This window comes from Bacillus sp. 3255 (genome assembly GCF_031456485.1).
Lineage (GTDB): Bacteria > Bacillota > Bacilli > Paenibacillales > NBRC-103111 > Paenibacillus_E.
Window position 1 is genome coordinate 113713 of the sequence record NZ_JAVDUS010000018.1, and the last position, 23040, is coordinate 136752.

19 protein-coding genes are annotated in these 23040 nt (G+C 54.8%); 9 read left to right on the forward strand and 10 right to left on the reverse strand.

The genetic code is table 11. The features are described from left to right. The first annotated feature begins 9 nt into the window (after positions 1-9). The 5 genes from J2X61_RS25280 (at position 10) to J2X61_RS25300 (ending at position 6045) form a co-directional block, all read left to right on the forward strand. Positions 10-411, forward strand: coding sequence for a DoxX family protein (locus tag J2X61_RS25280; protein WP_274471872.1), 402 nt, complete (start codon positions 10-12; stop codon positions 409-411). A gap of 58 nt (positions 412-469) precedes the next feature. Beyond that, positions 470-1423 carry a ring-cleaving dioxygenase gene (locus J2X61_RS25285; RefSeq protein ID WP_274471871.1) on the forward strand — a complete coding sequence of 318 codons (954 nt, stop codon included), beginning with the start codon at positions 470-472 and terminating at the stop codon, positions 1421-1423. A 2-nt stretch (positions 1424-1425) separates the two neighbouring features. Next, entirely contained in the window at positions 1426-2037 is a 612-nt protein-coding gene (locus J2X61_RS25290; RefSeq protein WP_310191844.1) for an alpha/beta hydrolase, read from the forward strand. A 24-nt stretch (positions 2038-2061) separates the two neighbouring features. After that, positions 2062-2673: a flavin reductase family protein gene (locus J2X61_RS25295; RefSeq protein ID WP_310191707.1), complete on the forward strand. Its 612-nt coding sequence runs from the start codon at positions 2062-2064 to the stop codon at positions 2671-2673. A 132-nt stretch (positions 2674-2805) separates the two neighbouring features. Then, positions 2806-6045 (forward strand): Ig-like domain repeat protein, encoded by a 3240-nt coding sequence (locus J2X61_RS25300; RefSeq protein WP_310191711.1) that lies wholly within the window; start codon positions 2806-2808, stop codon positions 6043-6045. A gap of 57 nt (positions 6046-6102) precedes the next feature. On the opposite strand, the gene J2X61_RS25305 is transcribed toward J2X61_RS25300, so the two are convergent. After that, entirely contained in the window at positions 6103-7305 is a 1203-nt protein-coding gene (locus J2X61_RS25305) for an MFS transporter (protein WP_274471868.1), read from the reverse strand. A 244-nt stretch (positions 7306-7549) separates the two neighbouring features. On the opposite strand from J2X61_RS25305, the gene J2X61_RS25310 reads away from it, so the two are divergent. After that, complete coding sequence (locus J2X61_RS25310; protein ID WP_310191714.1) at positions 7550-9454, forward strand: heparinase II/III domain-containing protein; 1905 nt, start codon at positions 7550-7552, stop codon at positions 9452-9454. A gap of 27 nt (positions 9455-9481) precedes the next feature. Continuing rightward, a complete protein-coding gene (locus J2X61_RS25315) occupies positions 9482-10609 on the forward strand; it encodes a glycoside hydrolase family 88 protein (RefSeq protein WP_310191716.1) in 1128 nt (375 codons plus the stop codon). 94 nt (positions 10610-10703) lie between these two features. Here J2X61_RS25315 and J2X61_RS25320 read toward each other — a convergent pair whose 3' ends face one another. Both J2X61_RS25320 and J2X61_RS25325 read right to left on the reverse strand, forming a co-directional pair. Next, positions 10704-10826, reverse strand: coding sequence for a hypothetical protein (locus J2X61_RS25320; RefSeq protein WP_310191719.1), 123 nt, complete (start codon positions 10824-10826; stop codon positions 10704-10706). 23 nt (positions 10827-10849) lie between these two features. Beyond that, a complete protein-coding gene (locus J2X61_RS25325; RefSeq protein ID WP_310191722.1) occupies positions 10850-12334 on the reverse strand; it encodes an Lsa family ABC-F type ribosomal protection protein in 1485 nt (494 codons plus the stop codon). Between the two features lie 352 nt (positions 12335-12686). Between J2X61_RS25325 and J2X61_RS25330 the strand changes: the two genes are divergently transcribed. Together J2X61_RS25330 and J2X61_RS25335 are read left to right on the forward strand one after the other, a co-directional pair. Further along, positions 12687-13223 carry a helix-turn-helix transcriptional regulator gene (locus tag J2X61_RS25330; RefSeq protein ID WP_310191724.1) on the forward strand — a complete coding sequence of 179 codons (537 nt, stop codon included), beginning with the start codon at positions 12687-12689 and terminating at the stop codon, positions 13221-13223. 1 nt (position 13224) lies between these two features. Next, positions 13225-14751, forward strand: coding sequence for an MFS transporter (locus tag J2X61_RS25335; RefSeq protein WP_310191726.1), 1527 nt, complete (start codon positions 13225-13227; stop codon positions 14749-14751). A gap of 338 nt (positions 14752-15089) precedes the next feature. On the opposite strand, the gene J2X61_RS25340 is transcribed toward J2X61_RS25335, so the two are convergent. The 7 genes from J2X61_RS25340 to J2X61_RS25370 all read right to left on the reverse strand — a co-directional run bounded on the left by J2X61_RS25340 (position 15090) and on the right by J2X61_RS25370 (position 23028). Beyond that, a complete protein-coding gene (locus J2X61_RS25340) occupies positions 15090-16100 on the reverse strand; it encodes an extracellular solute-binding protein (RefSeq protein ID WP_310191729.1) in 1011 nt (336 codons plus the stop codon). Between the two features lie 75 nt (positions 16101-16175). Then, complete coding sequence (locus tag J2X61_RS25345; RefSeq protein ID WP_310191732.1) at positions 16176-17255, reverse strand: ABC transporter ATP-binding protein; 1080 nt, start codon at positions 17253-17255, stop codon at positions 16176-16178. 23 nt (positions 17256-17278) lie between these two features. Then, positions 17279-18937: an ABC transporter permease gene (locus J2X61_RS25350; protein ID WP_310191735.1), complete on the reverse strand. Its 1659-nt coding sequence runs from the start codon at positions 18935-18937 to the stop codon at positions 17279-17281. A gap of 89 nt (positions 18938-19026) precedes the next feature. Next, complete coding sequence (locus J2X61_RS25355; protein ID WP_274471857.1) at positions 19027-20061, reverse strand: ABC transporter substrate-binding protein; 1035 nt, start codon at positions 20059-20061, stop codon at positions 19027-19029. 24 nt (positions 20062-20085) lie between these two features. After that, a complete protein-coding gene (locus J2X61_RS25360) occupies positions 20086-20871 on the reverse strand; it encodes a DUF3919 family protein (RefSeq protein ID WP_310191738.1) in 786 nt (261 codons plus the stop codon). A 43-nt stretch (positions 20872-20914) separates the two neighbouring features. Next, positions 20915-22351 carry a HAMP domain-containing sensor histidine kinase gene (locus J2X61_RS25365; protein WP_310191741.1) on the reverse strand — a complete coding sequence of 479 codons (1437 nt, stop codon included), beginning with the start codon at positions 22349-22351 and terminating at the stop codon, positions 20915-20917. Positions 22352-22353: 2 nt separating this feature from the next. Next, a complete protein-coding gene (locus J2X61_RS25370; protein WP_310191743.1) occupies positions 22354-23028 on the reverse strand; it encodes a response regulator transcription factor in 675 nt (224 codons plus the stop codon). Between the last annotated feature and the right edge of the window lie 12 nt (positions 23029-23040).

Consider the following 23040-nt stretch of genomic DNA (forward strand, 5'->3'; position numbering starts at 1 on the left):
AGATTGCAAATGAGTATCGCACTAGGTTTGTTAGTCATTCGATTGGTTGTCGGGCTAAGCTTCATGGCCCACGGTTCACAGAAGTTGTTCGGCTGGTTCGGCGGTTACGGACCGAAGGGAACAGGCGGCTGGATGGAGTCCATCGGCATTAAGCCTGGGGTTGCGATGGCGGTTATCGCCGGGTTGATGGAATTCGTAGGCGGGCTGCTGTTCGCCGCAGGGTTTGGCACCGTGTTCGCTTCCTTGCTCATCGCTTTGACAATGATCATGGCGATTGCCAAAGTACACGGCAAGAACGGGTACTGGAGCACCGCCGGCGGTTTCGAATATAACCTTTTGCTAATTGCCGTAGCTGTAAGTGTAGCTTTAACGGGTGCAGGCGCTTATTCCATAGACGCTTTATTATTCTAAGAAACTTTCTGCTCAAGTAAGGAAAAACTAAACTAACTATCTAAAGGAGTGTTTTCAAATGACAAAACAACAAACTGCAGGCATCCACCATATCACCGCTTTCGTTCAAAACGCACAAGGGACTGTCGATTTCTACTCCGGTATCCTTGGTCTGCGTCTCGTGAAAAAAACAATTAACTTCGATGCTCCGGAAGTGTACCATCTGTACTTCGGCGATGAGCAAGGCAGTCCGGGAACGATCATCACCTTCTTCCCATGGCCTCACTCCCGCAAAGGACGTATCGGCGGCGGTCAAGTGGGCATCACCACCTATGCGGTTCCGACAGGCAGCCTTGCTTTCTGGGAAGAGCGTCTGACCCGTTTCGGCATCTCGTACGAGAAAACCGTAAGATTCCATGAAACCTACCTGCAGTTCGAAGACCGCGACGGCCTGAAACTTGAAATTGTCGAACGTGAGCAAGGAGCGCCAAGCACATGGTCTTTCGGCGGTATCCCAACCGATAAAGCGATCAAAGGTTTCGGCGGCGCCATCCTTTACAGTACAGCTCCGGATAAAACGGCTCAACTGCTTCAGCAAGTGATGGGGCTTGAGAAAATCGGCCAAGAAGGCGCGTTCGCAAGATTCAAATCTTACGGCGAGATCGGCAACATCATTGATCTCCAAGTGACACCGATGGCTTACGGTGCGGGCGGTGCCGGTACGGTCCACCATATTGCATGGCGGGCAAAAGACGATGCAGAGCACGAGCTTTGGAGAAGCCATGTGCAGAACAGCGGCTACCATCCAACACCGATTGTAGACCGTCAATATTTCAATGCGATCTACTTCCGCGAAGAAGGCGGCATCCTGTTCGAAATCGCGACAGATCCTCCAGGCTTCGCCAGAGACGAAGCGCCTGAAGCGCTTGGCGAAAAAATCATGCTGCCGGAATGGTTCGAAGAGAACCGGGCTCAAATTGAAAGCAATCTTCCGCCTATCGCGGTCCGAGAATTGGAGGCGAATCAGCAATGACAATGCGACACCTGTATCAACAAGGAACAGATGCTAAAGCCCCGGTTCTCGTGCTCTTGCACGGGACCGGCGGAACGGAGAAGGACTTGCTGCCACTGGCGCAGGCCATTTCCCCGGAGTCGTCGGTGTTGAGCGTTCGCGGCAACGTGTTGGAGAACGGGATGCCGCGCTTCTTCCGCCGGCTGGCGGAGGGCGTCTTCGATGAGGAAGACCTCATCTACCGCACGAAGGAGTTGAACGATTTCCTCGACGCGGCAGCCAAGGAGTACGGCTTTGACCGCCAGAATGTGGTGGCCGTCGGCTACTCCAACGGCGCCAACATCGCGGGCAGCCTCTTGTTCCACTACCCGGATGCACTGCGCGGCGCGGTTCTCCATCATCCGATGGTGCCGCGGCGGGGTGTCCAGCTTCCGGATTTGACGGACACGCCGGTCTTCATCGGTGCAGGCCGTAACGATCCGATCTGCTCGCCGCAGGAGACCGAAGAGCTGCAGAAGCTGCTCGGCGACGCAGGGGCTGAGATTGAGGTTCATTGGGAGAATGCCGGACACCAATTGACACGTACGGAAGTCGAGGCGGCAAGAACTTGGTTCAAGGCGAATTTCGCCAGTTAATCCGCGTAAAGCAGGTGGTACACAATGAGAGCCATTGACCCTTCAAGCCAGACGGAAAGGGAGAACTACAAGCTGCTGATCGGCAGCATCATTCCAAGGCCGGTCGCATTCGTCACAACCCTCTCTTCCGAGGGCGTGCTCAACGCGGCTCCCTACAGCTACTTCACGATCGTAACGGCGGATCCGCCGATGATCGCTGTATCCGTACAGCGAAAGCAAGGAGAGCGCAAAGACACTTCGCGCAATGCGATCGAGAAGGGCGAGTTCGTTGTCCATATTTCTGACGAATCGTACATCGGCCAAATCAATCAAGCGGCGGCGCCGCTGCCCCCGGATCAAAGCGAGGTGGCGGCAACGGGTTTAACGCCAGTCGCGAGCGTCAAAATTGCCGTACCCGGCATCGCCGAGGCCAATATTCGCATGGAATGCGTCCTCGAGCAGGCGATACCGCTTGGCGGAACGGAAGGCACTCCGACCGCCGATCTGCTCATCGGCAGGGTCGTTCAGTTTCATATAGCCGATAGATTGTACGACGGAGGCCATATTAATGCCCGGGAGCTGAAGCCGGTCAGCCGGCTCGCAGGCAGCTTTTATGCGAAGCTAGGCGAACAATTCGTGATGGAACGCCCCCTTTGAGGCGTAATAGAGAAACCATTTGCACCTGCAGGTCATGCGGAGCGAATGGTTTTTCTATTATATTTAAAAGCCCAAATTCCGATATATCTAGTATACTAACTAGAGAGATTCACATCAGGGCGGGGGATGTATATGAAAAGTACAAGGGTGGAAACATCGAAGCTGCGCTGGATAAGTGCGGTTTTGCTAATTGCGCTGCTGGTGAACCTTTGGCAGCCTGCGGCATTCGCAATAATGCCTGTCGGGAACGTGTTGACGGGACCGGCTGCGTCCACTTACGGGGAGTCGGTACAGTTTACAGCCGTCATCACGGATGCCGCATCCGGCGGTTCGACCCCGACAGGCACCGTCACATTTTATGACGGGGGAACACCGATTGGCGGTGTCCAGACGTTAGCGGCGACAGAGCCAACCGTTACGTATAAGAACGGAGCGCTCGCCCCGGCACAGCCTGGGAAGAAGCTTTCCTGCGGCGCGAACTGTCCCGTCATCCAATGGGGCGGTTTGACGTATTGGGCTTACGATGATACGGATAACAATTATTACGTGTATTTGTATGCCTATGATGCGAATAACAGCTTGGTCAAATCGTGGCAAATCGGCGGCAACCGCTATGTGAACAGCATCACCGTCGATAATTCCGCCTCCCGGACGGTCGCCTTGAACGGTCAGAGCGGCACCACGACGCGCACATGGGCAGAGCTTGAAAATTTTAACGCGTATGCCTCCATCTCGATCGGCAATCTGCCGGCCGGCTTGCATACCATTACAGCCACATACGCAGGGGATGGCAATCACGAGGAACAATCCTCTTCTCTCATACATACGGTTGATCAAATTCAAACGAATACATCGTTAACCTCGAATGCCGGTCTCATCTACGTCGGCGAAGAGATTACGTTCACGGCAACCGTCGCCAATTCGAACGGCAGTCCGGTTGTGCCCGGAGGAACAGTAACCTTCAAGGAAGGAGCCCATGTGCTGGGAACGTCCGGCCTTAACGGAAGCGGTGTCGCGGTGTTATCGACCTCCTCGCTGCCGGTTAACGGTTATTCCGTCACAGCGTCCTACAACGGAGACAGCCAGCACCATTCCAGCACGTCAAGCAGTTTGACACAATCCGTTCTGGGTATCCCAACGACCGTGTCCATCAGCGCGAGTCCAGGCTCGGCGACGTACGGGAATGCCGTGACGTTGACCGCCTCGGTGGCGAATAGCGCCATTAGTTTGCTGGGGCCGACGGGGACGGTTGCGTTCTATGACGGAGCGAATCTTCTCGGCACAGGGACACTCAGTTTCGGAGTGACCTCCATAACGGTGCCGGATCTAGATATAGGCTCTCACCAGATGACTGCGCAATACGGCGGCAGTCTTACACACCTTTCCAACAGCTCGAGCTCTACGCCGGTTGTCATTCAGCTCATTCCTACGGCATCCACTTTATCGGTGACGGGAGGCGAGGGAGACGAGGGAGACGAGGGAGACGCTTCACCCTACGGCACTTCGTTGACATTCACGGCAACCGTAGCGAATACGAACGGCAGCGCCCTTGCTCCGGGCGGTACGGTTACGTTCAAGGATGGGGGAACGATCCTGGGTACGGCTGCTTTAGGCGCAGGGAGAGCGGTCATGACGGTTCCCCAATTAGCAGCAGGCGTTCACTCGTTCAAAGCGGAATACAGCGGTGACGCTAAGCATGGCGTATCCTCGTCTACGGCTGTACCGCATACGGTGAATAAAGCCGGCACTGTGATTACAATAGCGGAGCCAAGCCCGATTGAAGCGGGGGAATCGGTGTCTTGGACGGTCCGGGTTGTAAATACCGTGAACAATAGCTTGATTCCAACCGGCACCGTGACGTTCAAACAAGACGGGCAAGCGATAACTCCGGCCGCGGCTTTGGACGGGAGCGGGGAGGCTGTGATCACCTTAATGGGCTTGCCGGCCGGTGACCGGTCCATCGAGGCGGAATATGCCGGCGATGCGAATCATTTGGCCAGCACGGCCGCAGCTGTCACACAGCCGGTAACCAAAGCGCCGGTTCATGTCCAGTTAAGCTATACACCGCAAACAGGAGAAACCGTCTACGGGCATCTTGTGACGATTACCGTGCAGGTGACGAATACAGGGAGCGGGAGTTCCGTTCCGGAGGGTATGGTTGCTTTATCGAGTACGGGCGGGTTTAACGGTTGGCCGAATGAACTGACATTAACGAACGGGACAGCAACCTGGCAGACGGATCAGCTCGTGATCGGTACGCATACGATTTCCGTCAATTATCTGGGTGATGCCGATCATCACGCAGGCACTTCCGCCGGCATCAGTCTGCAAGTCAAACCGATCCCGGTTGCAGTGGAGATTACGTCATCGGTTACAGAAGCCGTGTATTACGGGACTCCCGTTACATTTACCGCGCATGTGACCAACACCGGAGAAGAGCCGCAGCTGCCTGCAGGTGCGATCGTGTTCAGCGGCGGTAATATATCTGCGGAACCGGTCGTGTTGGACGCCGCAGGCTACGCCGAGCTGAAGACGGCGGCGCTGCTGCCCGGCACCTATACCGTGCAGGCCGCTTATGTGCCCGATGCGCTGCATGAGGCTCAAGTCTCGGATGCCGTAACACAGGTCGTGATGCCGAATACGCAGGGAACGACGCTCATACTGAACCACCCGAGCGGGGTGCTCCGGTTAGATGAACCGGTTCTGTTGTCCGCGTCCGTCGGCGGGATTGTCGGTGATCCGACCGTAACGGGACATATCTCGCTGAGGGAGAACGGGGCGGAAGTAGCGAGAGTGACAACCGATGTGTACGGCAACGCGAACCTCAGTATAACGGGGGCCAGCTCGGGCACGCACCGCTATAAGGCGCTGTATGTGCGAGAAGGGATGACGAACGGGACGGAGTCGCAAGAGGTGGTTGTGGTCGTTCAACCGGCGCTTACACAGCTTGTTCTTGCGAACGGCGAATACAGGCTAACGCTCGCAGCCGGTGAATCCTGGCTCTCAGCAGTCGTTCATGGCGGCAGTTCCCCATGGAACCTTCATCCGGTTTCAGCCGAGGCGGGGAACGCCGTTCAAGTGAAACGGATCGAGCCGGTCAGCGGTGAGGCGGGAACCGTCGTAGACCTGGGTTCGCCGATTCAACTGACGGAAGGAATTAACCGGTTCTGGATCCAAGTGCGGAGCGCGGACGGCACGGCATCGGCGGAGCACATTGTGTCTCTATTCTATCAACAGACGAGATGGGATATTTCCAGTGTCCTGGCTGCGATGCCATTCCGCTATGACATGGATGGTAATCGCACGTTCGATAAGGCGGATTTGATCGAGCTGTTGAAGTTGATCGAACCGGTTTCGGGAGTGAATAGATAGTATCGCCTCCCCGGCATACAAAAGCCTGCCCTTATGCAAGGGCAGGCTTTTGATGTTTTACGAAGCTTTCTTCTTGTCCAAGCGGTAGCTGACAAGCCCAAGCAGTAGGCCGAGCACAGGCAGAAGCGCCCCTGCCCAAGGCAGATAAGTAAGCCCCATGTGCGTGATGATCCATCCGCCGATGAAAGCGCCGCTGGCATTGCCCAAATTGTTCGCCGAATGGTTCGAAGTCGAAGCGAGCATCGGTGCGTCTTTGGCCATGCTCATGATGCGCAGCTGAAGCCCCGGCAAAATGCCGAATGCGGCGGCGCCCCAGATGAATATGGTTATAACGGCGGCCACGGGGATGTGGACGGTAAATTGAAACAAAATAAGAATGAGCGCCAAGGCCGCATAATTGCCAAGCAGAGCGGGCATCAGCTTCCAATCCGCCAGCTTGCCCCCGATGATGTTGCCGAAGGTGACACCGAAGCCGAAGAGAACGAGAATCCACGCGACATGATGCTCCGAGAAGCCGGTCACTTGTTCCAACAGCGGTGTAATGTAGGTGAACACGGTGAACAAGCTGCCGCTGCCCAACGCGCCCATCAGCAGCATGAGCAGCAGCCTAGGTCTGGTTAGTGCACGGAATTGCTGGATAATGCCGGCGCTCTTCTCCTGCTGAATGCGCGGTATCAAGCCGATAATACCGATCAGCGAGACGATCCCCATGAGGACAATCGCACCGAAGGATGCCCGCCAGCCGAGCTGCTGTCCGATGAAGGTGCCGAACGGCACGCCCATAATATTGGCGATCGTCAGGCCGGCCATCATGACGGAGATGGCCCCCGCTCTGCGATCGGGCCGAACGAGATGGACGGCAATCACGCCGCCTACCCCGAAGAACGTCCCATGCGCCAGAGCGGTCACGATGCGTGCGCCCATCAATATGGTGTAGTTGGGGGCAATGACGCTGATGGCATTGCCAAGGATGAATACGCCCATCAGCAAGCACAGCAGCAGCTTTTGCGGCAGCTTGTTCGTGAATAAAGCAAGAATCGGCGCTCCGATCGCGACGCCCATGGCATAGCTCGTGATGAGCTGTCCGGCTTGTGAAATTGTTACATGCAGATCTTCGGCCACATTGGGCAATAAGCCCATAATCACGAATTCTGTCATGCCGATAGCGAAAGCGCCTGCGGTTAATGAAAGCAGGGAAACGGGAAACCGCCCCTTGGGCACCTCTTTCCCGTGGCTGCCCAGTACGGCTTCATGACTCATAACAGTGTTCCAACCCGATAAAGTAATGGTCTCTATATATTGCTCTCTCTACCATCATCCCATGTTGCGGCATTCCGCCCAATTGGTCAAGATATGAGTCAAAAAAGTCAAAATAACATGATTTCGCCGGTGCCCGATTTCTTTATAATAAGAAAGACAGGCTTTTTTGGCAGGCCGTGCAATCACGCAAGTCCGCGAGCAACGGAAGGCAGCCGCCTTCATAATCTATGAGAAAGTAGGTCGGATGACGGTGAGTGTTATGGTGGATAAATGGGACCTCAAACAGATCAAAGCAGCGCTTCTCGCTGCCCCCGATGTACCGACTAGCCTGCTGTTTCCCGGAGAGACGGCGGAACAAGTGAAAACCCGTTTGCTGCAAGGAAAGGAAAGCGGGAAGCTGATCGCGGAAATACAAAGCGAAGGCGCCAAATTGCTGCAGGAAACGATGCCGGAGCTTACGTATTCGTTATTTCATTTGTTTTCCACGACGGGCTCTCGGAGAGAATACGAACTTGTTTATTTCCGCCGGCGCAACCGATTGACGACATTCGGTCTGCTTGCTTGGCTGGAAGGTGCAGACAGCGTCTATATGGATGCGCTTTCGGATACCATCATGTCCATCCTGGATGAATATACTTGGTGCTTGCCCGCCCATGTCTTGCAGGGCCCTGAGATGCGGTCTGACGCAGACACGCAGGGGCAAGGGCTTATGAACCATTCGCAGGAAAGGTTCACGATCGATCTCTTCGCCGCGGAGACGGCTTTCGCGCTGAGCGAAATCAGCGCGCTGGTCGGCGATTCGCTGCCCCAGCTGCTTAGCGTCCGCATCCGCGAAGAGGTGCTTCGCCGCATCCTGCGCCCCTTCGTGACGCAGCCTCCCAGCCACTGGGAGACCGCGACTCACAACTGGGCATCCGTCTGCGGCGGCTCCATTGCCGCTGCAGCGATCTATACGCTGCAGGATGAGGACGAGCTCGCCGCGGTGCTGGCGCGAGCTTTCCCCGCTCTGGCTTCGTACCTGAGCGGGTTCGCCGCTGACGGAGCATGCACCGAAGGGTACATGTATTGGCAGTACGGCTTCGGCTACTTTACGTATGCCGCGGATCTGATTATGCGGCGTACCGGCGGCGCCGTGAACTGGTTCCAATCGGACAAGGTGCGGCAGGTCGCCTTGTTCCAGCAGAAATGCTTCCTCCACGACAGGAAGCTGGCCAACTTCTCCGATTCGCAAGGGGAAGCGGGCATCTTCATGGGCTTGAGCGGCTACTTGAAGCGGCTCTATCCCGAGATGGAGCACCCGGAGCTTGCGCTTCGCGCAGGGTTCCGGGACGACCACTGCAGCCGCTGGGCGCCGGCGCTCCGCAATTTGCTGTGGTCGCTGGAAGATGCGGAAGGGACTGCATGGCACACGGCGACCTACTATTTGCCGGACGCGGAGTGGTTGATTTCCCGGCAATTACAAGAGCAAGGCGCCTATGTACTGGCGGCCAAAGGCGGACATAATAACGAACCGCACAACCATAACGACATCGGGCATTTCATCCTGTATGCGCAGGGCGAGACATTGCTCCCGGATCTGGGAAGCGGGCAATATTCGCGGAAATATTTCGGACCGGAGCGGTATGAGATCCTCTGCAACGGCTCGCAGAGCCATTCCGTCCCGATCGTTGACGGCCTGTACCAGCAGGCCGGAGAGGAGCATCGGGCCGAGGTCGTTGCATTCGAGAGCAGCGCTGAGCAGGACGTTCTTGTTCTGGAAATCTCCAGCGCCTACGGCACGGAGAAGCTGACAGAGCTGGTGCGGCGCTTCACTTGGCGCAAGAGCGAGCCTCCGGTCCTTGAGGTGGCGGACCGCTACGCGTTCGGACAAGCGCCCGCGTCACTCGTGGAGCGCTTTATCGCTTGGCACCGTCCGCAGCTCGCGGAGGATGGGCGAATTATTATCGCGGCATCCGGCGCGGCGCAGGTTTATGTTTCTTATGACCGGAGCCTGTTCGAATGGCAGGTAGAAGCTCTGCATCATGTGGATCATTTCGACAAGCCCCAGACGTGTTACGCACTCGATTTCACGTTGAAACCAGGTGTCGGAGCATCCGGCGCAGCTCAGGGACTTTCGCTGGAAGCGGCGTTTCGTTTTGAATTTCAATAACAAATCTTTCGATCAGGAGTGGTGGAGATGAGTACGACATTGGATTGGGCTCAGGAAGCTTGGGATAAGACGACGGCCAAAGTAGCAAGAACGAGCAAACGGATCGGCGACGGCTTCCCGCACGCCAGCGTGAAGGGTGAATATCAGCTGGAGCCTGCTTCCTGGTGGACGGCCGGCTTCTGGCCGGGGCTGCTGTGGCTGCTGTACCGCGACACGCAAGACGAGCAGCTGAAGCTGCTGGCGGAGTCCTGCGAGCGTCAGCTCGACCAGGTCATCGCGGATTATTACCGATTGGACCACGATATCGGCTTCATGTGGACGCTGACCAGTGTTGCGCGCTACAAGCTGCTCGGCGCGGAGGATTCCAAACGCCGCGCGCTGCTCGCGGCGAATCTGCTCGCTGCACGCTTCAACGTGCAGGGGAACTACATTCGCGCCTGGAATCCGTGGCGTGAAGGGGAAGACAATGCCGGCTGGGCCATCATCGATTGCATGATGAACCTGCCGCTGCTGTATTGGGCCTCCCGGACGACCGGAGACCCGCGGTACAAGCAGATCGCCATCCGGCACGCCGATATGGCGCTCGAGCACTTCCTTCGCCCGGACGGTTCCGTGAACCATATCGTGGTATTCGATCCGCATACGGGCGAGAAGCTGGAAGTGAAGGGCGGACAAGGCTTCGCTCCCGAGTCCGCTTGGTCCCGCGGCACCGCATGGGCGGTATACGGCATGGCGCTCAGCCATCTCCACACGGGGGATGAGCGGTATCTGCACGGGGCTAAGCGCGCCGCGCACTTCTTCCTCGCGAACTTGCCGGAGGATAGCGTGCCGCATTGGGATTTCCGCTTGCCGGAAGGCATCACGGCTTATCGGGACACATCGGCCGGCGCTTGTGCGGCTTGCGGTCTGCTGTTGATCGCCGAGCAGGTCGGCGGCCAGGAGAGCAGCCTGTACCGCCAGGCGGGCGAGCGCATTCTGCACTCGCTCTACACGAACTACGGCGCGTGGGATTCGGAGACGGAGGAAGGGCTCATTCTGCACGGCACGAGCCACTATCCGGAAGGCAAGAATGTGGATGTGCCGCTCATTTACGGCGACTATTATTTCGTGGAAGGACTGTCGCGCCTGTTAGGGCACGGAGAGTTGTTCTGGTAAGGTGATGGGGAAGCTGTCTAGGGTCAGGGATGACCTTGGGCAGTTTTTTGTGTGTGCTTGATAGAGCCTTACTTTTCACCCGCCTACAGCATCGCTATGTGCATCTATCGATGGATACGTATGTCTCTTCAGCCCGTCGGTTTGTTTGCTCGTGAACCGGGTTGACCGACAACAAGAACCGGTTCACGGAATCATCTACAACCTCAATCTCAATCATCGCTTTCATCCTCCTAGTCTTGGTTATCCGTTTAATTCCACTGTTTTGGTTGCAATACGCTTGCTGAACTCGCTGTCATGCTCCACGAACAGGATGGTAGGCGAATGCTCCAGCAGCAGTTCTTCGATTTGGATCCGGGAAATGACGTCGATGAAATTGAGCGGTTCGTCCCAGACATGCAAATGAACGCGTTCGCAGAGGCTTTTCGCAATCAGCACCTTCTTCTTCTGTCCTCCGCTATAAGACGCGATGTCCTTCTCGAATTGCAAGCGTGAGAAATCAAGCTTTCTCAAAATCGCCTTGAACAAACTTTCGTCAATCTCGCTGCTTCGGGCGAAGTCCGTCAGATTCCCGCGCAAATGAGAAGTATCCTGCGAAACGTAGGAAATTTTCAATTGGCTCCCTTTGCGAAACACGCCGGAATGGGGAATATCCTCGCCGCAAATCAGCTTGAGTAAGCTGGATTTGCCGGAACCGTTCGGACCTGTCAGCGCGATGCGGTCCCCTTGCTCAATCGTGAAGCTGACATCGCGGCAAACGCTTTTCTCGCCATACTGGATGGCAACATGGTCAAGCTCGGCTAATTGGTGCTTATGATACGCAAGCTGTGTGATTTTCAGGCTTTCCGAGCTCTCGACGTTCTTCAGAAGCTGGGATCTTTCGTCAATCGAAGATTGCTGTCTCTGTTCGATGGACTTGGACCGCTTCATCATTTTGGCAGCTTTGTGCCCGATGTAGCCTTTGTCAACCTTGGAGCCCGAGTTGCGGGTGCCGTTCTTCGTTTTCTCGACTTCGTGCGACCAGTCGTTCGTTCGCTTGGCCGCATCGGACAGACGCTTAATGTCCTTCTTCAGCTTCTCATTCTCGGCCAGTTCCCAGTTGTCCTGCCGCTGTTTGTTCTCCCACCAATCGGAGAAATTCCCTCGTTGGATCTCAATATTGGTTTTGTTGATCGAGAGAATGTGGTCTACGCAGTTATCGAGAAATGACCGGTCATGCGACACAAGAATAAACCCGCTCTTGCCCCGCAAATATTCGCTGACCAGCTTCCGGGCGTGGATGTCCAGATGGTTGGTCGGCTCGTCGATGAGCAGAAAGCTGTTTTCCTTCAAAAATAGAGCAGCCAACAGCACCTTCGTTTGTTCCCCGTTGGATAACGACTCGAAAGGCCGGTAGAGCACGTCCTCCGACACCTTCAGGAGCGAAAGCTCGCGCATAAGCTGCCAGTGCTCATAATCCGGGTAGAGATCGGTGATGATATCGATGGTATTGTTCTCCTTATCCGCTACATGGAAAGGGAAATAGTCGAAACTTACGCCGGCCGAAATGGTTCCGCTGTAGTCGTATTTACCGAGCAGCAGGTTAAGGAACGTGGTCTTCCCCCGGCCGTTTCTTCCGGTGAAGCCTAATTTCCAATTGGTATCGATTTGAAAGCTGACATCCTCGAAGATGTTGTCGTAACTGCCGTCATAGGCAAATGTCAGGTTCGTTACTTTGATTAATGACATAGCCGAAACCTCCTTTGATGGAAATAAAAAATGAGCTGCAAGAAAGTTACCTTTCTCACAGCTCAAAAAGATACGGCAAAGCCTGCCTGCAGCAGGGCCGGTACCGGATATATTTTGAGTGAAAAGAATAAGGTAACTTCCTTGCTCGGATAAAGAATAAAACCCTAGCTGCTTTATTCTTTAAATCGGTCGCAAGAAATATTACATTATCCTCTTCAACTCCAATCGTTAAGTGATAGTGCGATTGTAACATACTCAGTTTTTCATTTCAAATATATAGACATGATATATATCAATATGATATAGTAAGGATCGTTATATAACAACGAAACAAACGGAGGAGCTTTCCAACATGAACAGTCAGGACGTCATTCTAGGCACACTTATGAATCGGTCGTTAACCGGATATGAAATTAAACAACTATTTGAGACTTTATTTTCCTATTTCTACAGCTCCAGTTACGGAACGATTTACCCCATGCTTCACCGGATGGAGAAGGAGGGGCTGCTGACGAAGGAAAGCGTTGCGCAGGATGGGAAACCGAACAAGAATGTGTACACCATTACCGAGAGAGGAAAGGAGCAATTCAACGGATATCTGGACAGTCCGATTGAATCGGATAGCGTGAAGTCGGATTTCCTGATGCGGCTGTATTTCGGCGAGTTTGTCAGTAAGGACACGGTGATCGCGTGGCTGGAGAAGGCGTACCTTCATGTCGAGGAACAGCTGCAGCAGCTGAAAGATATGCGGTTGCGCTTTAAGGATGACATGCAGCCGTCGCAGGTTATTTGCATTCAAATCGGAATGAAAGAGTATCAAGCGAAGCTGGATGCGATTCAGGAGGGGCTGACCCTTATGAAACAAGTTAAGGACGAAGAGAGGGATTAACATGAACCAGTCCGGTTCGAATAAAAATTTAATTGTTTTGGCCATGGCGCTCGGTCTGCTGATGTCGTCTTTGGATAATACGATCGTGGCCTCCTGCATCAATAAATTAAGCGAGGACTTCAACGTATTCGATAAAATCAGCTGGGTGTTCACCGCCTACATGCTGGCTTCGACGAGCACGATGCTGGTCTTCGGGAAAATGTCGGATTTATTCGGCAGAAAAATGTTCTATCTGATCGGGATCGCGCTGTTCCTCATCGGCTCCGCCCTGTGTGGAATCGCTCAAAACGTCGATCAGCTGATCTGGTTCCGTGTCATTCAAGGTATCGGTTCCGGTGCGCTGTTTCCTATTAGTTTTACGATCATTTATACGATCTTCAGCGATCCGAAGGATGCGGCCAAAATGTCCGGCGTATTCGGCGCTATCTTCGGGCTCTCGTCCGTAGCCGGCCCCCAGCTGGGCAGCTTCATCGCCGAGCACTTGGGATGGAGATGGAATTTCTACATCAATGTCCCTATCGGCCTGGCTTCTATGCTTGTCCTGATGGTTGCACTGAAGGAGACACGCTCGGAGCGTAAGCCGACAATCGATTATCTCGGCACATTATTCCTTATCGTGACAACGGTGTCTCTCATGCTGGCGCTGGAATGGGGAGGCAAAGATTACGCCTGGAGCTCCTGGCAGGAAATCGGCTTGTTTGCCGCAGCGGCGCTCTTCGGCACGGTGTTTATTCTCGTAGAGCGACGGGCGGCGGAGCCGGTTCTTCCGCTCACGATATTTAAGAACCGCATGGTGCTCGGAACCAGCATCATCGTGTTCTGCCAAGGCGTGCTCATGTTCTCGGCCATTACTTATTTGCCTATTTTCACTGTAGCTGTGCTTGGCCATCCCAACTCCAACGGCGTGCTGACGCCGATGATGGCTTCGCTCATTTGCGGCGCCATTCTGTTCGGCTTCCTGCAGTCGAAATTCGCCTTCCGGCCGCTGCTTATGGTCAGCATGATCATGACGGTTATCGTGTCGCTGCTGTTAACGCTCGTAAGCTCTCATGCTTCCGGAGGCTATATGATCGGCCTTATGATTCTGCTCGGCGTCGGCGCGGTGGGACCGCTCATGAGTGTGGCGCAGAACGCCGTTGCCGCGAATGTCGACCCCAAATATATGGGCGTCAGCTCCTCGATCGTGGGCTTCTGGCGCAGCATCGGCGGCATTATGGGGGCGTCGATTATGGCGACGATTGTGAATAACAATCTCGGCCATCTTATCGCTGACGGCGCGGGCAAGGTCGGCATTCCGGCCGACCAAATCGGCACCTTGGCCAATCCCGAGCTGCTGATGCGGGCGGGCGGAACGATTCCGCCGGAGATCCGGGAGTTCCTGCAAGGAGCGCTGGCCACGGCGATCAACCACGGGTTCATTCTCAGTATCTGTGTAGGCGTGATCGGGTTCGTTACGGCGATGTTCGTGGGCTCGAGCCGGCTTCAAGCGGCTAAGCGGCAGCAGGACGTTAGTCCTGTGCATGCGTAAGAGGGCGTAACACGCGAAGCAAAAAAGCTGTTAGTCTCAGGCAGTCATTCTGCTGAGCTGACAGCTTTTTGTTATTGGGGGAGTGGAGCGCGACACTCTAACGGACCCAGCTGCTCTTATTCGATGGAAAAGGGCCTCCTCGAACATGTAACGGACAAGGGAGCTGTTATTTGCTCCTTCCGAGAGACTTATTAGCCTGAAATAGGCAAATAGGGTCCGCTGTGTCCGTTAGAATCGGAACTCGGCGTTGTTCAGGTCAATAGCGGACGTACAGTCCGTTAGAAAGCTGGGTGCTGCACCGGGCTAACGGATCTTAGCACAGCACCCCATGTGATGGCCTACTCCGCTGTCCGCCAAGCCGCAAGCAGCTTCTCATGCTGCTGCGCCGCAAGGTCGAAGCGGTACGAAGCCAGCAGATTCTCCAGCTTCACGGGCTCAAGCAGCGGGTTCACCGGGATGTCGGGCGCAACGGGGAAGGAGAACGCCGTATTCATATAGTCGGTCTGCACCTCGCGGGACAGCATGAAATCGACCAGCTGCTTCGCCGCTGCACTGCTGTTCCCGCCCTTCAGGATGGATACGGCGCCGATCTCCCATCCCGCCTGCGGCGGGATGAAGGAGGAGATGCTGTAGCCCGAATTCTTGAAGCGGAGCTGATCGCTTAAGAAGGAGACGGCCGCGGCCATCTCGCCTTCGGCCAAATGCTGCGCGCTCGTATTGCCCGCGAACGTCATGGCGGCGCTTTGCTTCTTGAGCGCCTGCATGAGGGCGATCGCTTCGCTGTCCCCGCGCTGCTGGGCAAGCGAAGCCAGCAGCGTATAGCCGGTTCCCGACGTTTCGGGGTCGGGAATTTCGATTTTGCCCTTGAGCTCGGGGCGGAGCAGATCTTCGTACCGCTGCGGCAGCGGCAGATCCCGAAGCAAGGGATCCTGCAGCCAGACGGTCTGGTTGACGCCAATGGCGAGCGCGCCCATATAGATGCCGGTCCAGTAGCCGGCGGCGTCTTTGTATTTGGCGGCGATGGAGCCGGCGCCGGCGGGGGTGTACCGCAGCGACTTGCTTTGGAGCTTCAGCTGTTCATGCAGGTCGGCCGGGCCGCCAAGCACCACGTCGATTCCGGTCTTGCCGAGCGTCAGCAGATGATAGCTGGCTTCCCCGCTCGACATCCGGATGATGTCGTAAGGTTGTCCCGTTTTCTCCTTGAAGGTTTCCAGCAGAATGCGGCCGGCGTCTTCTTGGAAGATGACGTAAACTTTGAGAGGCTGGTTGCTTTTCTTTTCCCCGAACAGGCGCAAGCCGAAGAACACGCAGATCCCCGCCAGGAGCACGAGCAAGCCTTTTTTCCACATGATGCAATACCTCCCGAACAGCCAAAAAAGGAAACCAAAGTTCCCCTTTTCAGCCCATGCTATGTCTGTTATGTCCTATACGTTCTTCTTGATTAAATGAATTTTATCATTCGCGGCGGATATCGTCACGTTGCCCTGGAAGCGAGTCAGTCCAATGTCGTAGGCATCGACAATCCATTCTTTCATATTATCGTCCAAAATGAAATAACGTTCCTTCTCGCCCAAGAACATGGACGATTTCACGAAGCCGCTAAGGAGCAGATCGCCTTCTTCCGCAGCGCCGAGCCGCATCGATTCCGGGCGCACACAGAGCAGCACGCTCTCGCCGGGCTTCACCGCTTCATCGGTGATGACGCTCACTTGGCGGCCACTCGCGCCATACTCGACCGTCGCCTTGCCGCCGGATAAATCGCGGACAACCGCGTCCACAAAGTTGGTCGTCCCGATGAAATCGGCGACATAAGTGGTGCGGGGCTTATAGTAGATTTCGTGGGGAGTGCCGTATTGATCAATCGCTCCCTTATTGAATACGACGATGTGATCCGACATTGATAAAGCTTCGAGCTGGTCATGAGTCACATAGATGACCGTAAGGCCGAGCTCCTGCTGAATGGTGCGCAGCTCGACGCGAACTTCCTCCCGCAGCTTGGCGTCGAGGTTGCTCAGCGGCTCATCCAGCAGGATGATCGGCGAGTTCATGACCAGCGCGCGGGCCATGGCGACCCGCTGCTGCTGGCCTCCGGACATCTCGTGCGGGTAACGCTCTTCCAGGCCGGTCAGCTTCACTTTGGCCATCGCCGTTTTAACGCGCTCCTGCACTTCATCTTCAGGGCGCTTCTGAATATCCAGACCGTAAGCGATATTATCGAAAACCGTCATGTGCGGGAACAGGGCGTACTCTTGGAACACCATCGGCGTTCCCCGTTTATATGGCGGCAGATCGTTGACAACCTGGCCGTCGATGCGGATTTCACCGTCATCTATGGTATAGAAGCCGGCAATTGAGCGGAGCAGCGTCGTTTTCCCGCAGCCGCTGGGCCCGAGGAACGTAATGAATTTCCCGCGTTCAATCTGCAGATCGATCTGTTTGAGAACGTGGTTGCTCCCGAACACCTTACTGACATTTTTTAAATCCAACAATATGGATGAACTCATGCAATCTCACTCCTTAGAACGTGCTAGAAATCAAATATTTTAACCTTCGAGCGGAAAATGAGCTTCATAATACCGAGCGTAGCGAGCGTAGTCCCCATCAAACCGACGGCAACGGCGGCAGCCCAGTAGTAAGTTCCGGTCTCTGCATAGTTGAAGATCGATACGGCGGCGACGACCCATTTGGGTGTAATCAGAAAGACGATGGTGCTTAACGTATTCATATTTTTCATAAAAGCGTACACGAAGTTGGCGACAATCGTTTTCTGCAGCATCGGAAAAACGATCGTCGTCAGGGTGCGGCGGCTGTCCGCACCAAGATTCGTGGCGGCTTCCTCGATCGATTTGTCCACCTGCTTGAAGGAAGCGGTGAGTCCCCGGTATCCGACCGGCATCTGCTTAAGCAGCATGGCTACGATAATCAGGATGGCCGAGCCCTGCAGCATAATCGGTCCGTTGCTGAAAGCGACGATTAGCGCCAAGCCCACGAATGTACCCGGCAGCGCGATCGGCAGAACGGCGGTGAAATCCAGCCACCTTTTGCCCGGGAATGGCTTGCGAACAACGACATAAGCCAGAACGAGCGCGAAGGCGACGGCCAGAATGGAGGAAATGAGCGACAGCACCAGACTGTTGAGGACAGCGGGGCTTGACGGGTTGAACACCATTTTGGTGATATGACTAAGGGTAAAGGTGTTGTCGCGGCCGAAATTTTTGGTAAATGCGAACAAGATCGTGATCGCGAACATGGCCAGAATGAAAAGTGCCATCACACTATTGAAAATAAATAGAACGATATCCATTTTGCGGGATGTTTTCACCCGGTTAAGGCCAGAGACAGGCTTCCCCGTAATGGTGGAATAAGAACCTTTGGACAGCAGCTTGTTCTGAACGACGAATACGATGAGTGCAGGGATGACCAGAACAACCCCCATGACGGACGCGAGTCCGGGCTCGTTATTAATGATTTCCCCGTAAATTTCGACGGCCAGGAGGGAATAGTTGCCCCCGATCAGCTTCGGATTCCCGAAATCCGCGAAGCAGTTGATGGCGACCAGCAGGAAGGCGTTGATGACCCCAGGCAGCGCCAGCTTCAACGTGATCGTACGGAACAGCTTGAAGCCGCGAGCCCCCAGGTTCTGAGCGGCGATTTCCAGATTCGGCGAGATGGAGCGCAGTACACCGGTTATGGTCATATACGCCAGCGGGAAATAGGAGATCGTCTGCACGATCCACAGCCCCGGCAAGCCGTATAAGTCGAGCTCGACGTTAAACCAGGCTTTGAGCGTTTGCGACACCATGCCGCCGCGTCCGAACAGCAGCAGAAACGCCAGACCCGTCATGACAGACGGCGCAAGAATCGGAAGAAACGCGATGAAGCGGAAAAACTTTTTCCCCGCAATGTTGCTGTAATGAATCGAATAGGCATAAATAAATCCGCATACGGTTGCTGTCAGTGCGGAGAGGGAGGAGCTGACGACCGTATTCAGCAGAGCTGTGCCATAACGGCTTTTGCTGAAGAAAGTCGTCCAATCCGTCGCTCCCGGGAGTGCTATTACATAAATAAGCGGATAAACGACGAAGAGACAGAGTACGGCGAAACTGATGAGAACGAATATCAGCGAGGAAGGATCTTTCACCAGCTTGCTGATCGAGGTGCCCATGCCTTTTTTTTCTATGATCATAAGGGGCTTACGACCGCCTTCCACATTCATGGTTTAGTCGGGCATTGGCGCCAATATGCGAATCCAATGCCCGGATTGATAACGCTTTCTTATTTGAGGTTTTTCAACGCGTCCTGCAGTTCCTTCCGCTGTTCGGCAGCTTTCCACAGGCTGTAGGTCGTGTTGTATTTCGTTGTTTTGATATCGATGCCGCCTTTAGGAATCGGTACCGTAGGTTTCACGGAGCTTGCAAAAGCAGACTCTGTATAGAGCAGCCCTGGCTCGTTGGTCAGCATGAAGTCCATCAGTTTCTTGGCGCCTTCGGTATTCGCTCCGCCTTTGACGATCGCGAGCCCGCCCACTTCGTAGCCTGCGGCTTCAGGAACGATGGAGACGATCGGACTGCCTTGATTTTTCATTTTCAATTGGTCGCCGAGGAATGTAATCCCGATCGTATACTCGCCTTTCGCCGCTTTTTGGATCGGCTCGATACCGGATTTCGGTCTTTCCTTCAGGTTCGGCAGCAGCTTGCCGACGTAATCCAGCATCTTGTCTTTGCCCCAGACTTGCGCCAGGGATGCGACGGCCGTATAGGCAGTGCCGGAGGTTGCCGGGTCGGACATGCCGATTTCACCTTTGAATTTCGGGTCAAGCAGCTCCTGGAACGTCTGCGGGTAAGGAGCGGAGGCGTACTTCTCTTTCCAGCGCTGCTCGTTGATGCCAATCGCAATCGGATTCAAGTAGAATCCGGTCCAGAAGCCTTCTTTGTCCTTCATATTGTCCGCAATGTCTTTGGCGTTGGGGGAGATGTAGCTCTCCAGGGCGCCCGCTTTCTTCAATACCTCGTGCGAGTCTGCAGGTCCGCCCATCAAGAAGTCGGCCTGCGGTTTGCCCATTTCATTCTGCACGCGTGTTACCGCTTCCCCGCTGGGCAGACGCAGAACATCGTAGTCGATCCCCGTCTCCGCCTTGAACTTATCCAGAATCTTACGCGCTTCTTCCTCTTGGAAAATGGAATACACGGTAATTTTGCCTTTCGCTTTCCCGCCGAATACACCGGATTTGTACAGGAAGAATCCGGCGACCAGCACGACAACAATGACGGATAAAATCATAATAGAGCTGTTATTTTTCTTTCTAGCCATTTCATCAACCATCCCCTCGATAGGTTAGGAGGCGTCGCTTAACTTGAAATAGGCCTTGTGGTTCGTTTCATCCAGCAAATCGAAAACGATAAAATACGCATTTTTGTATAGATCGATATGAAGCCAATGCTTCCCGCTGACGGTTTCGTCCTTAAGCTGTACGACATAATGGGTGCTGGGCTGCTCGGCCATGAAGTCGAAATGGCTGAAGTCGATCAGGCGGACCGCCGTCGTCATCTGCGCCGTCAAAGCCGTGCGTTCGGCATCGGGCAGCACAGTGAGGAGGCCGTCCTGCAGCCGGAATACTTGATGATTCCGGTTGGCGATCACACTGCCGATCGTTTCGGCGGAGAGCGTTTTGTCGATCAGCATATTTTGCAGCTTGCGGATCTCTGCACTGATGTCCAGCGACCCCGCAATATCGCTGCCGAAGCGGAAGCCGCTGGTTCCGATCTGGAACGGCACATCCTCTTGATCCAAGTAAGCGATCGAGCCTGTCAGCAGCAGCCGGGAAGCGTTTGCACGGGCGGGCTGCCCGCCGCCATTCAATACTCGGGCGAACGCCGCTTTCCAAGCGATCAATTCTTTGGGATCGTCAATGGCGATGGTGCCGATGCCCGGGTATGTGACATTCATACGCATGGGAACGCCGTCGAACATGTCGCGGTTGTTCGGATCCAGCGGGATCAGCCGGACTTCGTTGACGCCAATCCGGAATACATAGGCGAAAATACCGATCAACGTACAACCGATAACAATTTGCAATAAGATGAGACGCAGCCATGAAAGCCCTTTCTTCTCCTCTTGCATGTAGATTACTCTCCTTTTATCTCAGAAAAATCATCGATTTGTATCAATTTTGTAACAGACTTTGCGCCCGCACAGGCTCCATCTGGAAGGTCAAGACCACTTCCGTGCCGCTTCCCTCGCGGCTGTGCACCGCAATATCGCCGCTTTGCAGCTCCATGAATTGTTTGCATAGCAGCAATCCGAGCCCGTGCGATTGGGCGGATACAGGGCGGTCCGGCCTCCGGCCGGAGGGCAGGAGCAGCGTACTGGCCTCTGATGCGCTCATGCCCTTGCCGTTATCCGCGATGCGGACAAGGCACTGATATTCCTGCTGCTCCAGACGTACTGTCAGCTGCGTGCATTCGCTGTGCTTGATCGCATTCTCGATCACATTGAACAAGACCTGCTGCGTCCGCTTCGGATCGATATATACGTCACACGGCTCCATCTGCACGGCTGTCGTTATATTGGACTTCTGCAGCGTAGGCTCCAGAATGCGCAGACTATCGGCCAGGATGGCTGCCAGGTCCACCCTCTCGATATGTACGCGCCAAGCTTCATCGCCTTTGAGCGAGGATTGCAGCAGTTCCTCGACCATTTGGAGGAGCCTCGCGCTTTCTTTGCGTATATACGCATTACATATTCGGATATCGTCAGTGCGCTCCATTTTGTCAATGAGATCGGAGAAGCCCATGATGGAGGTAAGCGGCGTTTTGAGCTCATGGGTCACGTTGTCGTAAAATTTCTTCTGCTTGCTCTGCTCGACATGCAGCAGCGCAATATGCTCCTGCAGCGCTTCGGACATGCGGTTGAAATCGTCCGCCAGTTCGCGCACTTCATCTTGGCTGCGGACCGTGATTTTGCGGCTGAAGTCCCCGACCGTCACGCGTTTCAGCGCCTGCTGAAGGGCGTGCAGCGGCTTCATAATGAAGAAGGAGAAGGAGTAGCTAGCCAGCAGGGCAAGGAGAAGACAGCCGAGCGCGACGCCAATAAACCAGGTTCGCATGGCGGACAAGGTTTCTTCATGGTTATTCAAATCCAGCAGATAGCGGAACCCGCCTACGATCTTGCCCTCATAAACAAAAGGCGAGGCATAAATCAGCATTTTACTGTTCTCGCCTTCTGTAAGGAGGCTCGCGGTTTGTCCCGCCAGCGCGGCATCGATATCGCTGCGCTTCACCAGATCCTCCTTGTTCCCGCTGTCTCCGATAATCGTGCCCTCGGTATCGAACAGCTGCACCTGGAAATTGCTGTTGGCGGCGAGATGCGAGGCGATGAGCGGAGCATACGTCCCGGAGAACAGCTGCTCGATGCTGATTTTCTTATCGTTTACGATTTTCAACGCCTCGATGCGGTGCAGGTCGTAATATTGGCTTAGCGTCTGGGTATCGCGCTCGATCATGCTTTTACTCAGGATGTAACCTACTACCACATACATCGCGGCAAGCAGCATGACGATCGTTATGGTATGCTGAACGAACAGCTTGTTCCGAAGCTTCATGGTTAAACCTCCAGCTTGTAGCCCATGCCGTGAACGGTGGCCAACACATGATCGTGGGGTTTGATTTTTTCCCTAAGCCGGTTGACGAGCATGTCGACGGACCTGGTTTGTCCATAATATTCGAATCCCCAGACCTGATCGAGAATGTGCTCCCGCGTGAACACCTTCTTCGGATTTTTGGCCAACAGCCAGAGAAAATCGAATTCTTTGCTCGTCGTTTTGACCGGTTTGCCGGCCACCTTCAATGACCGCTCGTTTCGGTCCATCTCGATAATGCCTGCTTGCAGCACGTCGGAGGCTGGTCCCGGCGAATCGGTTGCCACGCGCCGCATGACGGCGCGAATGCGCATAATCAGCTCGCGCGTCTCGAAGGGCTTCGTCAGGTAATCGTCGGCGCCGAGCTGAAAGCCCAGGATTTTATCGTTCATCTCATTCTTCGCGGTAAGGACGATCACAGGAATTTCTTTGTAGCACTGCTGAAGCGTCTTCAGCAGCTCGAAGCCGGACTGGTCGGGCAGCATCAGATCCAGCAGAATGAGATCTACGGGCTGCGAGGCGAGCACATCGAGACCGGCAGCGATCGTGCCGGCCACGGTCGGTTGGAAGCCCTCGACTTCCAGACTTAATTTGAGCAGCATTTGAATGCTGGAATCGTCTTCGATGATCAGGATGTGCATAGAACAAGTTCC

Bases quoted from the DNA above. Each gene is read 5' to 3' on its own strand.
- J2X61_RS25355 (WP_274471857.1), bottom strand. From the start codon at position 20,061: ATGGCTAGAAAGAAAAATAACAGCTCTATTATGATTTTATCCGTCATT.
- J2X61_RS25370 (WP_310191743.1), bottom strand. From the start codon at position 23,028: ATGCACATCCTGATCATCGAAGACGATTCCAGCATTCAAATGCTGCTC.
- J2X61_RS25310 (WP_310191714.1), top strand. From the start codon at position 7,550: ATGACGGTGAGTGTTATGGTGGATAAATGGGACCTCAAACAGATCAAA.
- J2X61_RS25340 (WP_310191729.1), bottom strand. From the start codon at position 16,100: ATGTGGAAAAAAGGCTTGCTCGTGCTCCTGGCGGGGATCTGCGTGTTC.
- J2X61_RS25320 (WP_310191719.1), bottom strand. From the start codon at position 10,826: ATGATTGAGATTGAGGTTGTAGATGATTCCGTGAACCGGTTCTTGTTG.
- J2X61_RS25300 (WP_310191711.1), top strand. From the start codon at position 2,806: ATGAAAAGTACAAGGGTGGAAACATCGAAGCTGCGCTGGATAAGTGCG.
- J2X61_RS25350 (WP_310191735.1), bottom strand. From the start codon at position 18,937: ATGATCATAGAAAAAAAAGGCATGGGCACCTCGATCAGCAAGCTGGTG.
- J2X61_RS25280 (WP_274471872.1), top strand. From the start codon at position 10: ATGAGTATCGCACTAGGTTTGTTAGTCATTCGATTGGTTGTCGGGCTA.
- J2X61_RS25360 (WP_310191738.1), bottom strand. From the start codon at position 20,871: ATGCAAGAGGAGAAGAAAGGGCTTTCATGGCTGCGTCTCATCTTATTG.
- J2X61_RS25285 (WP_274471871.1), top strand. From the start codon at position 470: ATGACAAAACAACAAACTGCAGGCATCCACCATATCACCGCTTTCGTT.
- J2X61_RS25315 (WP_310191716.1), top strand. From the start codon at position 9,482: ATGAGTACGACATTGGATTGGGCTCAGGAAGCTTGGGATAAGACGACG.
- J2X61_RS25295 (WP_310191707.1), top strand. From the start codon at position 2,062: ATGAGAGCCATTGACCCTTCAAGCCAGACGGAAAGGGAGAACTACAAG.
- J2X61_RS25330 (WP_310191724.1), top strand. From the start codon at position 12,687: ATGAACAGTCAGGACGTCATTCTAGGCACACTTATGAATCGGTCGTTA.
- J2X61_RS25335 (WP_310191726.1), top strand. From the start codon at position 13,225: ATGAACCAGTCCGGTTCGAATAAAAATTTAATTGTTTTGGCCATGGCG.
- J2X61_RS25325 (WP_310191722.1), bottom strand. From the start codon at position 12,334: ATGTCATTAATCAAAGTAACGAACCTGACATTTGCCTATGACGGCAGT.
- J2X61_RS25290 (WP_310191844.1), top strand. From the start codon at position 1,426: ATGCGACACCTGTATCAACAAGGAACAGATGCTAAAGCCCCGGTTCTC.
- J2X61_RS25305 (WP_274471868.1), bottom strand. From the start codon at position 7,305: ATGAGTCATGAAGCCGTACTGGGCAGCCACGGGAAAGAGGTGCCCAAG.
- J2X61_RS25365 (WP_310191741.1), bottom strand. From the start codon at position 22,351: ATGAAGCTTCGGAACAAGCTGTTCGTTCAGCATACCATAACGATCGTC.
- J2X61_RS25345 (WP_310191732.1), bottom strand. From the start codon at position 17,255: ATGAGTTCATCCATATTGTTGGATTTAAAAAATGTCAGTAAGGTGTTC.